A 13,295-nucleotide genomic window follows, 5' to 3' on the forward strand; every position below is an offset into this window, starting at 1 on the left:
CGAGTCCGTCAACACCTTCGTTCGATTAAATCGTTCGGCGGTGGTGGCGTTCCTTTTGCCGCTGAAGCCCCTTGGTGGCGACCCCTGCGACGGGGGAGGTGAAGTATGTCCCTTTCCCCAGACTTTGGGAAGGGGTTTGGCGATATTTTTTCACATCGCCTTGCAGTTGCTCGTGTATCGGCATCCAGAGCGGGCCGTGGGCCCGCTCCTCCTCTATAGAGAGGTATCAGGCAATGACCAGATGGATGCGGGCGAAGGTCCGCTTGCCTACCTGCAGCAGGCCTTCGAAACCCGGCGGCAGCACCTGCTGCCCGTCTTCCACCACGACACCGTCCACCTTGACCGCGCGCTCCTTGAGCTTGCGGTTGGCCTCGGAGTTGCTCGGGGTCAGCCCGGCGGCCGTCAGCAGCGCGGCCATGCGCAGGCCTTCGGCAGGAACCGCGACGTCCTGCAGCGGCAACTGGGTAATGTCACCCTGCCCGGTCACGGCGGCATTCCAGCCCACCACGGCCTGTTCGGCGGCGGCGGCATCATGGAACCGCGTGGCCAGTTCGCGGGCCAGGCGCAGCTTCACCTCACGCGGGTTCAATCCGCCGGACGCGACCTGTTCCCGCAACGCGGCTGCTTCGGCCTGGCTGATGTCAAAGGACAACAGCTCGATCCAGCGCCACATCAGGGCATCGTCCACCTTCATGGTCTTGGTGACGATGTCGATGGCCGGCTCACTGACACCAATATAGTTGTGCAGCGACTTGGACATCTTGTTGACGCCGTCCAGGCCTTCCAGCAGCGGCATGGTCAGCACCACCTGCGGCTTCTGCCCGTGGTGCTCCTGCAAGCCGCGGCCCATCAGCAGGTTGAACTTCTGGTCGGTACCGCCCAGCTCCACGTCCGCTTCCAGCGCGACCGAGTCGTAGCCCTGCACCAGCGGGTACAGGAACTCATGGATGGCGATGGACTGCTGGGCGGCATAGCGCTTGGCGAAGTCGTCGCGCTCCAGCATGCGGGCCACGGTGTGCTGGCCGGCCAAGCGGATCATGTCGGCGGCGGACATCTTGCCGAACCATTCCGAATTGAAGCGGACCTCGGTCTTTTCCCGGTCCAGCACCTTGAAGACCTGCTCTTCATAGGTACGTGCGTTCTCCAGCACATCCTCACGGCTCAGCGGCTTGCGGGTCAGGCTCTTGCCGGACGGGTCGCCGATCATGCCGGTGAAGTCGCCGATCAGGAAGATCACCTGGTGACCGAGGTCCTGGAACTGCCGCAGCTTGTTCAACAGCACGGTGTGGCCCAGGTGCAGGTCGGGGGCGGTAGGGTCGAACCCCGCCTTTACCCGCAGGGGCTTGCCGCTTTCCAGGCGTGCACGCAGATCGTCGACCTTCAGGATCTCGTCGGCACCGCGGCTGATCAGGGCAAGGGCTTCATCAATGGAGGACACGTTCACTACTCCCGGCAACGCCGTATTTTCTTGTGGGGTGTTAAGACCAAGTTAACCGCATCGGCTTCACAAAAGCCAATAGGCACAAGGGTTTGACGCGCTTTTCATAGGTGTCTATGGTAACCGGCGATCCAGCCCGTGTTCCCGGGCCCGCCAGGAAAACACCACTGATGCTCAATTCCGATCACGGCCGCGCGCGCAAACAGCGCTTCAAGGAACGGCTCCACGTCCTTCACGACAACGCCCTGCACCGGAAGCTCAGGCACCACCTCCCCGCTGCATTCAATGAACGCTGGACCCGGCGTCATTGGGTGCACGCCAGCCTGTTCGCCACCATCGGCATGCTGGTGGCCACGATCGTGCCGGGTTTCTCCAGCACCATCGAAACCCCGTACCCGAACGCGCACACCAGTCTGGCGCTGCCGCTGCCGCCGCTGTCCCTCGCGCGCCAGCAGCACACCCCGGGCGACAGCTGGCAGGTGCTGCGCGTGCAGCGCGGCCAGACCCTGAGCGATCTGTTCGACCAGGCGGGTATCCCGGCCACCACCATGCACCGGATACTCGAGCATCCCGGTGCCCGCGACGCGCTGGTCAAGCTGCGCCCAGGCACCGAGATCGCCTTCGACATGCCGTTGTCCGGTGAGCTGCGCAGCATCCGCTTCAACCGGGACGATGCCAACCGGGTGGAGTTGGCGCTGGCCGGGGACACCATCAAGGAAACGGTCAGCAAGCGCGAGACCAGCACCCGCACCGTGGTCACCAGCGGCGAGATCACCAGTTCGCTGTACGTCGCCGCGCGCAAGGCGGGGCTTTCGCCTTCGGCGATCGCGACCATGACCGACGAGATCTTCAAATACGACATCGATTTCTCCAAAGACCTGCAGCCGGGCGACCGCTTCAGCGTGGTGATGGATGAAACCTGGCGCGAAGGCGAGCGCGTGGACACCAGCAAGATCCTGGCCGCCACCTTCAGCAGCGGCGGCAAGACCTATTCCGGCTTCCGCTTCGACCGCAACGGCAAGGCGGAGTATTTCGATCTCGATGGCCGCCCGTTGAAGAAGAGCTTCATCCGCATGCCGATCCAGTTCGCGCGGTTGAGCTCGACCTTCGGCGCACGCAAGCACCCCGTGCTGGGCAAGATGCGCATGCACAAGGGCGTGGACTACGCCGCACGCACCGGCACCCCGATCATGGCCGCAGGCGATGCGCGCGTGCAGTTCGCCGGTACCCAGCGCGGCTACGGCAACGTGGTGATCCTGGACCACGGTCGCGGCCACACCACGCTGTACGGGCATATGTCGCGCTTTGGCAACATCAAGGCCGGCCAGCGCGTGGCGCAGGGCACGGTGATCGGCTACGTCGGCTCCACCGGATTGGCCACCGGCCCGCACCTGCACTACGAATTCCGCGTCAACGGCGAGCATCGCAATCCGCTCAGCGTGACCATGCCGCCGCCCGAGCCGCTGCGTGGCGCCGAACTGGTGGCCTTCCGCGCGCAGACCTCGCCGGCGATGGCGCGCATCCAGGGCATGGAGAAGATGATCTACGCCGATGCCAGCCCGGCCCCGGCCGGACGTGCCTCCGGCACTGAAGTGGCGAGTGCGCCGCGGGTGGCGACCGGCAACAAGCGCGGCTGAGGCCGCAGCCTGTTCCTGCATTGACCGCTCATGACAGGGCGCCCAAGCTGGCGCCCTTGTCGTTTCTGGAGTTCCGATGACCGCCTCGTTCGATCCAACGTGCCCGCTCTATATAGGCCTGATGTCCGGCACCAGCGCCGATGGCATCGATGCGGCCCTCGTGCAGTTTCCCGCTGAGGGCGGATGCCGCTTCGTCGACGGCCTGACCGGCGCCTGGGAGCCGACACTGCGCGAGCGCCTGGTGGTCCTGGGGCAAGGCGGTGAACTGGCGTCACTGGACGAGCTGGGCGATCTGGATGCGCGCATCGGCCTGGCCTTCGCCGAGGCTGCCGCTGCCCTGCTTGCGCAGTCCGGTGTGGCGGCACGGCAGGTGCGGGCCATCGGTTCGCACGGCCAGACGGTGCGTCATCGCCCGAATGCATCGCCTGCGTTCACCCTGCAACTGGGCGATGCCAACCGCATCGCCGAGCGCACCGGCATCACCACCGTCGCCGATTTCCGTCGCCGCGATGTCGCCGCCGGCGGCCAGGGCGCGCCGCTGATGCCGGCCTTCCATCTGGCCATGCTGGGCACGGCCGACGAAGACCGTGCCGTGCTGAATCTCGGCGGCATCGCCAACCTGACGCTGATCCCGCGATCGGGCACCCTGCTCGGCTTCGATACGGGCCCGGCCAACGCCCTGCTGGATGCGTGGTGCCAGCGCCACACCGGCCAAGCGTTCGATGCCGATGGTGCCTTCGCCGCCAGTGGCGTGGTCGACGAGGGACTGCTGGCGCGCTGGCGGGCCGACCCGTGGTTCCAGTTGCCGCCGCCCAAGAGCACCGGCCGCGAGCAGTTCCACCTGCCATGGGCACAGAGCTTCCTGGCCGATGGCCAGCGCCCGGCGGCCGATGTGCAGGCCACGCTGCTGGAGCTGAGCGTCGCCACCATCGCCGATGCGCTGCGGCGCAACCAGCCTGGCACCCGTCGTCTTCTGGTGTGTGGCGGCGGCGTCCGCAATGGCCAACTGCTGCTGCGGCTGGGCGCACGCTTGCCCGGCGTGGTGGTGGAATCCAGCGCCGTGCACGGGCTGGACCCGGACTATATGGAGGCGATGGGGTTCGCGTGGCTGGCGCAGCGCACGCTGGACGGACTGGCGGGCAACCTGCCCAGCGTCACCGGCGCACAGGGGCCGCGGATCCTGGGCGCGATCCATCCGGGGTAAGGCCGTTCGGGATTCGCCGAGCGTGGCCCGGCACTTGGCGACGCGTCAGAAGCCGTGGCCGGCCGGCAGGGCCTGCAGGGCCGCGATGGCATCGGCCAATGCATCGACTTCCGGATTCTCGAAGCCGCTGCGGACTTCCAGTTCGGTGGAAAACAGGCCCTGTTCCAGCACGGCGACACAGGCCTGCGCCTGTGTCCACCCTCGCGCCACCGCCAACCGCGCGATACGGTCCAGGATCATCGGATCCACTTCCTGCAGCAGCAGGTCCGCCATGAGTGTGCTCCCCCTTGCATGGCCCCGTCCCCACGGTGCCGACAGGCGATCATCCCGTACCGCGCGCCCGCAGGCAATCAGCCTGCAGGCGATGCCGTGTCGGACAGGCGTGGCCACAACCACGCCAGCAGCAGCAGCGTCGGCACCACGGTCACCGCGCTGAGCATGAAGAACACGCTGTACGAAGTGGCCTCCACGATGTATCCGGACACACCGCCGACGAACTTGCCCGGCAGGTTGGCCAGCGAGACCAGCAGTGCGTACTGGGTGGCGGTGAAGTTGCGATCGGTCAGCGATGACATGAACGCCACCAGCACCGTGCCGGCAAACCCTTGGAACAGGTTGTCGGCACTCAACGCCGCATAGAACGCCCACAGCTGGCCGGGGTTATGGGCCATCAGCAGGAACGCGAGGTTGGACAGGGCGACGCCGAGGGCCGCCACCAGCAGCATCCGGCGGAAGCCGAACGCTGCCACCGCGATGCCGCCGAGGAACGCCCCGCCGATGCCCATCCAGACACCGAACAGCTTGGACACGGTGGCGATGTCCGCCTTGTCGAAGCCCGAATCGAGATAGAAGGGACCGGCCATCACGCCGATCACCTGATCCGGGAATTTGAACAACCCGACGAAGGCCAACAGGCCAACCGCCAGCGCTACCCCGTTGCGGGTGAAGAAGCTGCTGATCGGCTGGATGAAGGCTTCGGCCACATCGATGCGGCGCACGACGGCCGCTTCCGGGTACGCCGGCTCGCGGCAGAACACCGTGGTGAGGATCGGCAGCAGCATCAGCGCGGCCATGGCCAGGTAGGCGATGATCCAGCCTTCGAACTGCGCCAGGTAGAGTGCGCCGGCCCCAGCCAGGATCAGGCCGATCCGGTAGCCCAGCGTGTACGTGGCCGCCAATGCAGCCTGCGAGGCATCCGGTGCGATCTCGATACGGTACGCATCGACCACCGAATCCTGGGTGGCGCCGGCGAAGGACGCCACCAGTACCCAGCAGACCAGTGGCCACGCGCCCTGTTCCGGCCGCACGAAGGCCAGCGCGACCAGACCCACCAGCACCATGACCTGCGACACCAGCAGCCAGGAACGGCGGCGTCCCATGAGACCCAGCAGGGGCACCGCGTAGCGGTCCAGCATCGGGGCCCACAGGAACTTGAGCAGGTAGAAGAAGCTGGCCAGGCTGATCAGGCCGATGCTGCCCAGCTCCAGGCCGACGTCACGCAGGCGCGTGGACAGGGTCTGTGAGGCGATCAGCAGGAACGGCAGGCCGCTGCCGAAGCCCAGCAGCGCCATGGTCAGGGCCGAGGGCGTGCCGAAGGCGCGCTTGATGCCGGCCCAGCCCTTGTACGACGCCGGCGCGGGCGCGTCCGTCATGGGGCGTAGTCCACGCAGAAGGGAGCATGGTCGGAGAAGCGCTCGTCCCGGTAGATCGAGCACCCCTGCAGGCGGTCGCGCAGGCCCGGGCTGACGAACTGATAGTCAATGCGCCACCCCACGTTGTTGGCCCGCGCCGCGCCGCGGTTGCTCCACCAGGTGTAGTCCTCGCCGGTCGGATGCAGCACGCGGTAAGCATCCGCCCAGCCGCGCCCGCTGGCCAGGTCGGTGGCCTGGCCATGGTCGGCGCACACCGCATTGAGCCAGTCGCGCTCTTCCGGCAGGCAGCCGGAGTTCTTCTGGTTGGATTTCCAGTTCTTGATGTCCAGCGCCGAGCGGACGATGTTCCAGTCGCCGCAGAGGACGTAATCACGGCCGCTGTGCAGCCACTGGTCGAGGATCGGCCGGAGCCATTCCATCACCTCGAACTTGAAGCCCTGGCGCAGATCGCCGGAACTGCCCGACGGAATATAGAAGGAGACCACGCTGAGATTGCCGAAGCGGGCCTCGATGTAACGCCCTTCTTCGTCGAACGGCGCCCATCCGAGCGAGGTGATGACCTGGTCGGGTTCGCGCTTGCTGTAGATGGCCACGCCGCTGTAGCCCTTCTTGGTGCTGGCGTCGCGGTAGAAGCAATGGTGGCCATCCGGACGGAACATCGGATCGGACAGCTGCGCCTCCTGTGCCTTGGTTTCCTGGATGCACAGGACGTCGGCGTCCTGGGCGCGGAACCACTCGAGGAAGCCCTTGCTGGCAGCCGAACGGATGCCGTTGGCGTTGAAGCTGATGATGCGCATGCGGTCGATTCAGGGTGTCGGCGGAAACCGGCCCAGCATACCTGTTGCCACCGGCCTCGGCCCCCTTTCTCCCCGGTTGAAAGGGACCTGACGCGGGCTTTGCAGTACGCTTTACGTTCCAAGAAGAAGATAGATAGAGTCAGATGAGCGACCATCGTCACCGTTTCCTGCAGTTGGCCCTGAGCGCCGACGCCCTGCGCTTCGGCCAGTTCACCCTGAAGTCCGGCCGCCTGAGCCCCTATTTTTTCAATGCCGGCCGATTTGATTCCGGCTCCAAGATGGCGCAGCTGGCGCTGTGTTATGCCGACGCCGTCGATGCGGTCGGCCTGAAGTACGACGTGGTGTTCGGCCCGGCCTACAAGGGCATTCCGCTGGCCACCGCGATGGCCTGCGAGCTGGCGCAGCGTGGCCGCGACCTGCCGTTGTCGTTCAACCGCAAGGAAGTGAAGGACCACGGCGAAGGCGGCCAGCTGATCGGCGCCGACATGACCGGAAAGCGGGTATTGATCGTCGATGACGTCATCACCGCGGGCACCGCGATCCGCGAAGCGATGGCGATCATCCGTGCGGCGGGCGGCATTCCGGCCGGCATCGTGGTGGCACTGGATCGCCAGGAGATCGCCTCGGAAACCGACAAGCGCTCGGCCGCGCAGGCCGTGGCCGAAGAAGCCGGCATTCCGGTGATCGCCGTTGCGACGATGGCGGATCTGCTTGATTTCGCGTCCGGAAACCCGGAACTTGTCGGCTACCGGCAGCCGCTGGAGGACTATCGGTCCCGCTACGGCAGCCGTCCTACGCACTGAAACGGCCCAAGGGGGTGGTCGCCATGGTGAGGATTTCATCGCTGTTAGCGGTCGTGCTGCTGACCGCGCCTTGCGTGGCCAGCGCACAGGGCGCGGCAGATCCCAAGCCGAAGAAGCTGTATTGCTGGAACCAGGGCACTCAACGCATCTGCAGCGATGCCCTGCCCGCCGACGCGGTCAACAATGCGCGCGAAGAGTTCAGCGCCAGCAGCGGCCTGCGCAGCGGCCAGGTGCAGCGCGCGCTCAACGAGGATGAGCGCGCACAGGCCGCCGTGGCAGACGCGCAAGCGCGCCTGGATGAAATGGCGCGCGAGACCCGCCAACGTACCGAGCAGGCGATGCTGTCCACCTATGGCAGTGAAGCCGAACTGCGGCGGGTCTTCAGCGAACGCATCGGCATTCTCGAAAACAACATCAATACGGCGCGGTACAACGTCGCCAGCCTGCGCGATGCGCTGTTCACTGCACTGGCCAGCGCCGGCGACCAGGAACTGGCCGGCCGCCCCGTGGGCGACAAGCCCGCCGCCACCATCCGCCAGCGGCATGGGGAACTGATCGCACAGCAACGCATGCAGGCGACCTTCGAGCGCCAGCGCAAGGAATTGGATGTGGAGATCGATGAGACGGTGCAGCGTTTCCGCCTGCTGAAAGGCGGTACGCCGGCGGCCTGAGGAGACATGGCTGCGACGTGCGTATTACTGGCATGAGGCCGGGCGGTGGGGCTGGTCGGGGGACGGCAAAAACCGCATCCATGCGGGCCTCGTTTCGCGCCATCCATGGCGCTCAACGCCCCCGCCCAGCCCCACCGCCCGGCCCTTGACAGGTTCCCGTGGCCGCCCGCCGCGTATGAAAAAAAAATGCGGTAGCGCNAGCGGCGGGGTGTGGGTGCTGGTGAGACGGGGCCCGCGGTTTGCGAAGCAAAGCGTGGGAGCGGCAGCGCGAATGCGATGACGTGGACCCCTCCCCCGACCAGCCCCACCGCCCGGCCCCAGACACGCAACCTGCTGTCAGCGCCAGCCGCGAGGGGGTCTCACCCGTTCGCCGCAGTATTTACGCTGACTTTATGCGGCCGCAGGGAACGCGCCATGGAGGCTTTACGCGTGCCAGGCGGAGCATGACGTCCTGAGGTGGAGCGGTTCCACCAGGACGATCACTGTCATGTCATCGACTTCGCGTTGCACCGCCGCCCACCCGGCCGGCGGCCGTTGCTATTCCTGCCAGGCGGGGTGCTGACCATGCCCGGCTGGCTTTCCCTGCTGTGCGGCGTGCTGGTGCTGGTGGCTGCCGCGTACCTGCTCTACGTCGTGCTCCGGCCCGAATCCTTCTGACGGGCCCCTGACATGACCGAGATCTTCGTTCTGCTGGCCGCCAGCGTGCTGCTGGCCTGGCCGCTGGGCCTGTACCTGGCGCGGGTGATGCGTGGCGCCCCCATGCGCATCGACCCCCTGTTCCACTGGATTGAGAAACCGCTGTACCGCGTGCTCGGCGTCGATCCGGCGCGTGGCATGTCCTGGCGGGGTTACGTCGGTGCGTTCGTGCTCAGCAACCTGGTCATCGCCGTGCTGGTCTGGGCGGTGTTCATGACCCAGGCCTGGCTGCCGCTCAACCCCGATGGCATTGCCAACCTGCGGTGGGATACAGCGCTGCATACGATGGTGTCCTTCCTCACCAACACCAACCAGCAGCATTATTCCGGCCAGGCGCAGCTGTCCTATCTCTCGCAGATGACCGGGATCACCGGACTGCAGGTGGTGACGCCGATGATGGGCTTGGCACTGGCGGTGGCCACGCTGCGCGCGATGTTCGCGCCGACACGGACGGACGTGACCGACGATGGCGACCGCCGCATCGATGTCGGCAACTACTACCGCGACGTGCTGCGCCTGTGCGTGCGTTTCATGCTGCCGCTGTGCCTGCTGTGGACCGTGCTGCTGGCGAGCCAGGGCGTGCCGTCCACGTTCGCGGCAGGCCCGCAGGCCACGCCGATGGACACGAGCGCTGGCATGGAAACGCAGAAGATCCCGCTGGGCCCGGTCGCCGCGATGGTCGCCGCCAAGCAGCTCGGCGCCAACGGCGGCGGCTGGTATGGGCCGAACAGCGCGTTTCCCTTGGAGAACCCGACGCCGCTGTCCAACGCACTGGAGCTGGTCGGTATCCTGCTGATCCCCATCGCGATCATCTTCATGATCGGTGCCTTCACCGGACGCCGCCGCTTCGGCTGGCTGGTACTGGGCTGCATGGCCAGCATGTCCACCGTCTCCATCGCGGCCACCGTCTGGCTGGAAGGCCACTCCCCCACCGCCGCCAGCGCGCTGCTGATGGAAGGCAAGGAAGTACGCCTGGGCAGTGACGCCACGGCGTTGTGGGCGGCCGTCACCACCCAGGTGTCGAACGGTTCGGTCAACGGCATGCTCGACTCGATGAGTCCGCTGGCCAGTGCGGTGTCGCTGGTCAACATGCTGGTCAGTGCCATCTGGGGCGGCATCGGCTGCGGCCTGCAGCAGTTCATCGTCTACCTGCTGCTGGGCGTGTTCCTGGCCGGCCTGATGACCGGCCGTACGCCGGAGCTGTTCGGTCGCAAGCTGGAAACACCGCAGATCCGCCTGCTCGCGCTGCTGGTCCTGCTGCAGCCGATCACCCTGCTGGTGCTTACCGCGATCACCTTGGCCGTACCGGGGTTGTCCGGCACGTCCAATCCCGGCTTCCATGGCATCAGCCAGGTGTTCTACGAGTACGCCTCGGCCTACGCCAACAATGGCTCGGGTTTCGAGGGGCTGGGCGACAACACGCCGTGGTGGAACCTGACCTGCTCGCTGGTCCTGCTGCTGGGCCGCTTCCCGCTGCTGATCGTGCCGCTGGTGATCGCCGCACAGCTTGCCGCCAAGCGCCGGGCACCGGAGTCGCCGGGCACGCTGCAGATCGAAACCCCCACCTTCGCGCTGACCCTGCTCAGCGTGATCGTCATCCTGACCGTCCTGCAGTTCCTGCCGGTGCTGGTGCTCGGTCCGGTGGCCGACCACCTCAGCCTTGGCCTGCATTGAGGCAATGCCCATGAACCCTGTCGCTCCTTCTTCCCTGCCGCGTCGCCCTGCCCTGCTGGATGCCGCCGGGCTGCGCCACGCGCTGCTGGAATCCGTCCGCAAGCTCTCCCCCCGGCACCTGATGCACAGCCCGGTGATGGCCGTGGTGCTGGCCGGCACCCTGCTGGCGCTGGTCATCACGTTGAGCGGCAATGCACCGCTCGGCTTCGGCTTGGCGGTCAGCGCGATCCTGCTGCTCACCGTGCTGTTCGGCAACTTCGCCGAGGCGGTGGCCGAAGCACGTGGCCGTGGCCAGGCCGCCTCCCTGCGACGCGCCCGTCAGGATCTGGTCGCGCGCCGCCTGCGCTCGGCGCACCCTGATGCGCAGCAGGAACAGGTCGCCGCTGCCGAACTGCGCCCGGGTGACCACGTGCTGGTCAGCGAGGGCGAGCTGGTGCCGGCCGATGGTGAGATCGTCCAAGGCCTGGCCACCATCAACGAAGCCGCCGTCACCGGCGAATCGGCACCGGTGCTGCGTGAAGCCGGCACCGATCGGTCCGGGGTGATCGGCGGCACCAAGGTCCTGTCGGATCAGATCGTGGTGCGCATCACCGCCGAACCAGGCCACAGTTTCCTGGATCGGATGATCGCGCTGGTGGAAGGGGCGAACCGGCAGAAGACACCGAACGAAGTGGCGCTGACGCTGCTGCTGGCCGCGATGACGCTGACCTTCCTGGTGGTGGTGGCGACCCTGCCGGCGATCGGCGCATCGGTGGGCGTACGCGTGGATCCCTTGTTGCTGGTTGCGCTGCTGGTCTGCCTGATCCCGACCACCATCGGCGGATTGCTGCCGGCCATCGGCATCGCGGGCATGAACCGGGCACTGTCCGCCAACATCCTGGCCAAGTCGGGCAAGGCCGTGGAAGTGGCCGGCGACATTGATGTGCTGCTGCTGGACAAGACCGGCACCATCACCCATGGCGACCGGCAGGCGACCGCGTTCCATCCGTTGGCGGGCGTGGATGTGTCACAGCTGCGCGAGGCGGCCCTGCTGTCATCGCTGGCCGACCCCACGCCGGAGGGCAAATCCATCGTGCGCCTGGGGCGCGAACAGGGCTGCCGCCACGCAGAGCCCGAACAGGCCCACTACCTCGCTTTCAGCGCACAGACACGGATGTCCGGCGTCGACCTGGGGACGTCCAGAAGCATCCGCAAAGGCGCTGCCGACGCCATCCGCGCGCACGTGCAGGCACTGGGCGGCGAGGTGCCGGCCGAACTCAGCGGACGCGTGGAACAGGTAGCGCGCAATGGCGCCACACCCCTGGTGGTGGCCGAAGGTCGCCATGTGCTGGGCGTGGTCGAACTGTCCGACGTGGTCAAGCACGGCATGCGCGAGAAATTCGCCCAGCTGCGGGCGATGGGCATCCGCACGGTGATGATCACCGGCGACAACCCGCTTACCGCCGCCGCGATCGCGGCCGAGGCCGGCGTGGACGACTACATCGCCGAGGCCCGTCCCGAAGACAAGCTGGCGCGCATCCGCCAGGAGCAGGCCGGCGGACGGTTGGTGGCGATGGTCGGCGATGGCACCAACGATGCGCCCGCGCTGGCGCAGGCCGACATCGGCCTGGCGATGAACTCCGGCACGCAGGCCGCCAAGGAGGCCGGCAACATGGTCGACCTGGATTCGGATCCGGCCAAGCTGCTGGCCGTGGTCGAAATCGGCAAGCAGCAGCTGATCACCCGCGGTGCGCTGACGACGTTCTCGCTGGCCAACGACATCTCCAAATACTTCGCCATCCTGCCGGCGCTGTTCGCCGCGACCGTGCCTGCGATGGCGTCGTTGAACGTGATGGGCCTGTCCAGTCCACGCAACGCGGTGCTCGCTGCGTTGATCTTCAATGCGCTGGTGATCCCTGCCCTGATTCCGTTGGCATTGCGCGGCGTCCGCTTCCGTCCGGCCACGGCCACGATGCTGCTGCGGCGGAACATGCTGGTGTACGGGCTCGGTGGCGTGCTGCTGCCGTTCGTGGCGATCAAGGCGATCGACTTCCTCCTGATGATGGTGATTGGCGCATGAATCGTTCGATGATGACCCCCGCAGAGACCACCGCACCGGCGCGTGCACGTGCCCGGGCTGCGGCCGAGCGCGAAGCGAGACTGCAGCATGACGCCACTTGGCGCCCCGCCGTGGTGCTGGGGCTGGGCAGCCTGCTGCTGGCCGGCGCGCTTTACGCCGGCGTCGGCACGGGGCTGGCACGGCTGGCCTTTCCGGCGCAGTCCGACGGCAGCCTGCTGCACGACGCGCAGGGCACGGTACGCGGTTCAGCGCTGCTGGCACAGCCTTTCGTCGGCGATGGCTGGTTCCAGACGCGCCCGTCCGCGGCCAGCCACGATCCGATGGCGGCGGCTGGGTCCAACATGGCGCGCAGCAATCCCGCACTGGCTGCCCGCGTTGCCGAAGCCACCGCCGCTGTGGCGGCGCGCGAAGGCATCCCCGCGGCGCAGGTGCCGGCTGATCTGGTGACCCAGTCCGGCAGCGGCCTGGATCCGGATCTTTCGCCGGCCGCCGTGCAGGTGCAGGTGGCCCGCGTGGCGCATGCGCGTGGGCTGTCCCCTGCCGCCGTACAGGCGCTGGTCGATGCGCAGGTGCAGGCGCCGCGCTGGGGCCTGTTCGGCCAACCCCGGATCAACGTGATGCGGCTCAACCAGTCCGTGCAGGCGGCTGCGCATGCACGGTGATG

At 67.0% G+C, this 13,295-nt stretch carries 12 protein-coding genes; 8 read left to right on the forward strand and 4 right to left on the reverse strand.

What is annotated here, in order from left to right; translation table 11 throughout:
* Positions 1-226: 226 nt before the first annotated feature.
* On the reverse strand, positions 227-1,438 hold the full coding sequence (gene tyrS / locus IFT58_RS18135) for a tyrosine--tRNA ligase (protein WP_192082072.1): 1,212 nt from the start codon (positions 1,436-1,438) through the stop codon (positions 227-229).
* Positions 1,439-1,608: 170 nt separating this feature from the next.
* Here tyrS and IFT58_RS18140 point away from each other — a divergent pair, with 170 nt between their 5' ends.
* Positions 1,609-3,075, forward strand: coding sequence for a peptidoglycan DD-metalloendopeptidase family protein (locus IFT58_RS18140; RefSeq protein WP_192096461.1), 1,467 nt, complete (start codon positions 1,609-1,611; stop codon positions 3,073-3,075).
* Between the two features lie 76 nt (positions 3,076-3,151).
* Positions 3,152-4,279 (forward strand): anhydro-N-acetylmuramic acid kinase, encoded by a 1,128-nt coding sequence (locus tag IFT58_RS18145; protein ID WP_192096463.1) that lies wholly within the window; start codon positions 3,152-3,154, stop codon positions 4,277-4,279.
* 45 nt (positions 4,280-4,324) lie between these two features.
* On the opposite strand, the gene IFT58_RS18150 is transcribed toward IFT58_RS18145, so the two are convergent.
* From IFT58_RS18150 to IFT58_RS18160, 3 genes are all read right to left on the reverse strand, one after another.
* Complete coding sequence (locus tag IFT58_RS18150) at positions 4,325-4,552, reverse strand: hypothetical protein (RefSeq protein ID WP_188325830.1); 228 nt, start codon at positions 4,550-4,552, stop codon at positions 4,325-4,327.
* A gap of 77 nt (positions 4,553-4,629) precedes the next feature.
* On the reverse strand, positions 4,630-5,931 hold the full coding sequence (locus tag IFT58_RS18155) for an MFS transporter (RefSeq protein ID WP_192096464.1): 1,302 nt from the start codon (positions 5,929-5,931) through the stop codon (positions 4,630-4,632).
* The gene (locus tag IFT58_RS18160; RefSeq protein WP_192082076.1) at positions 5,928-6,728 is read right to left on the reverse strand and encodes an exodeoxyribonuclease III; all 801 of its coding nucleotides are present in this window, start codon (positions 6,726-6,728) and stop codon (positions 5,928-5,930) included. Before IFT58_RS18160 ends, IFT58_RS18155 begins: the two co-directional genes overlap by 4 nt.
* A 143-nt stretch (positions 6,729-6,871) precedes the next feature.
* Here IFT58_RS18160 and pyrE point away from each other — a divergent pair, with 143 nt between their 5' ends.
* The 6 genes from pyrE (at position 6,872) to kdpC (ending at position 13,293) form a co-directional block, all read left to right on the forward strand.
* Positions 6,872-7,531: an orotate phosphoribosyltransferase gene (gene pyrE / locus IFT58_RS18165; protein ID WP_188325827.1), complete on the forward strand. Its 660-nt coding sequence runs from the start codon at positions 6,872-6,874 to the stop codon at positions 7,529-7,531.
* A 23-nt stretch (positions 7,532-7,554) separates the two neighbouring features.
* Entirely contained in the window at positions 7,555-8,202 is a 648-nt protein-coding gene (locus IFT58_RS18170; RefSeq protein WP_192096465.1) for a hypothetical protein, read from the forward strand.
* Between the two features lie 564 nt (positions 8,203-8,766).
* Positions 8,767-8,859 carry a potassium-transporting ATPase subunit F gene (locus IFT58_RS18175; protein WP_188327166.1) on the forward strand — a complete coding sequence of 31 codons (93 nt, stop codon included), beginning with the start codon at positions 8,767-8,769 and terminating at the stop codon, positions 8,857-8,859.
* Positions 8,860-8,871: 12 nt separating this feature from the next.
* On the forward strand, positions 8,872-10,572 hold the full coding sequence (kdpA, locus tag IFT58_RS18180; RefSeq protein ID WP_192096467.1) for a potassium-transporting ATPase subunit KdpA: 1,701 nt from the start codon (positions 8,872-8,874) through the stop codon (positions 10,570-10,572).
* A 4-nt stretch (positions 10,573-10,576) separates the two neighbouring features.
* Complete coding sequence (kdpB, locus tag IFT58_RS18185) at positions 10,577-12,631, forward strand: potassium-transporting ATPase subunit KdpB (RefSeq protein ID WP_192096470.1); 2,055 nt, start codon at positions 10,577-10,579, stop codon at positions 12,629-12,631.
* Positions 12,628-13,293, forward strand: coding sequence for a potassium-transporting ATPase subunit KdpC (gene kdpC / locus IFT58_RS18190; RefSeq protein ID WP_192096472.1), 666 nt, complete (start codon positions 12,628-12,630; stop codon positions 13,291-13,293). The genes kdpB and kdpC overlap by 4 nt, the downstream gene beginning before the upstream one ends.
* Positions 13,294-13,295 lie beyond the last annotated feature (2 nt).

The organism is Stenotrophomonas sp. CFBP 13718, from assembly GCF_014842145.1.
In the GTDB taxonomy this organism is placed as follows: Bacteria; Pseudomonadota; Gammaproteobacteria; order Xanthomonadales; family Xanthomonadaceae; genus Stenotrophomonas.

What these genes read in the sequence shown, in the direction of transcription:
- IFT58_RS18170 (WP_192096465.1), top strand. Translation starts at nt 7,555, where the DNA reads ATGGTGAGGATTTCATCGCTGTTAGCGGTCGTGCTGCTGACCGCGCCT.
- pyrE (WP_188325827.1), top strand. Translation starts at nt 6,872, where the DNA reads ATGAGCGACCATCGTCACCGTTTCCTGCAGTTGGCCCTGAGCGCCGAC.
- IFT58_RS18160 (WP_192082076.1), bottom strand. Translation starts at nt 6,728, where the DNA reads ATGCGCATCATCAGCTTCAACGCCAACGGCATCCGTTCGGCTGCCAGC.
- IFT58_RS18145 (WP_192096463.1), top strand. Translation starts at nt 3,152, where the DNA reads ATGACCGCCTCGTTCGATCCAACGTGCCCGCTCTATATAGGCCTGATG.
- kdpB (WP_192096470.1), top strand. Translation starts at nt 10,577, where the DNA reads ATGCCCATGAACCCTGTCGCTCCTTCTTCCCTGCCGCGTCGCCCTGCC.
- kdpA (WP_192096467.1), top strand. Translation starts at nt 8,872, where the DNA reads ATGACCGAGATCTTCGTTCTGCTGGCCGCCAGCGTGCTGCTGGCCTGG.
- IFT58_RS18175 (WP_188327166.1), top strand. Translation starts at nt 8,767, where the DNA reads ATGCCCGGCTGGCTTTCCCTGCTGTGCGGCGTGCTGGTGCTGGTGGCT.
- IFT58_RS18140 (WP_192096461.1), top strand. Translation starts at nt 1,609, where the DNA reads ATGCTCAATTCCGATCACGGCCGCGCGCGCAAACAGCGCTTCAAGGAA.
- IFT58_RS18150 (WP_188325830.1), bottom strand. Translation starts at nt 4,552, where the DNA reads ATGGCGGACCTGCTGCTGCAGGAAGTGGATCCGATGATCCTGGACCGT.
- kdpC (WP_192096472.1), top strand. Translation starts at nt 12,628, where the DNA reads ATGAATCGTTCGATGATGACCCCCGCAGAGACCACCGCACCGGCGCGT.
- IFT58_RS18155 (WP_192096464.1), bottom strand. Translation starts at nt 5,931, where the DNA reads ATGACGGACGCGCCCGCGCCGGCGTCGTACAAGGGCTGGGCCGGCATC.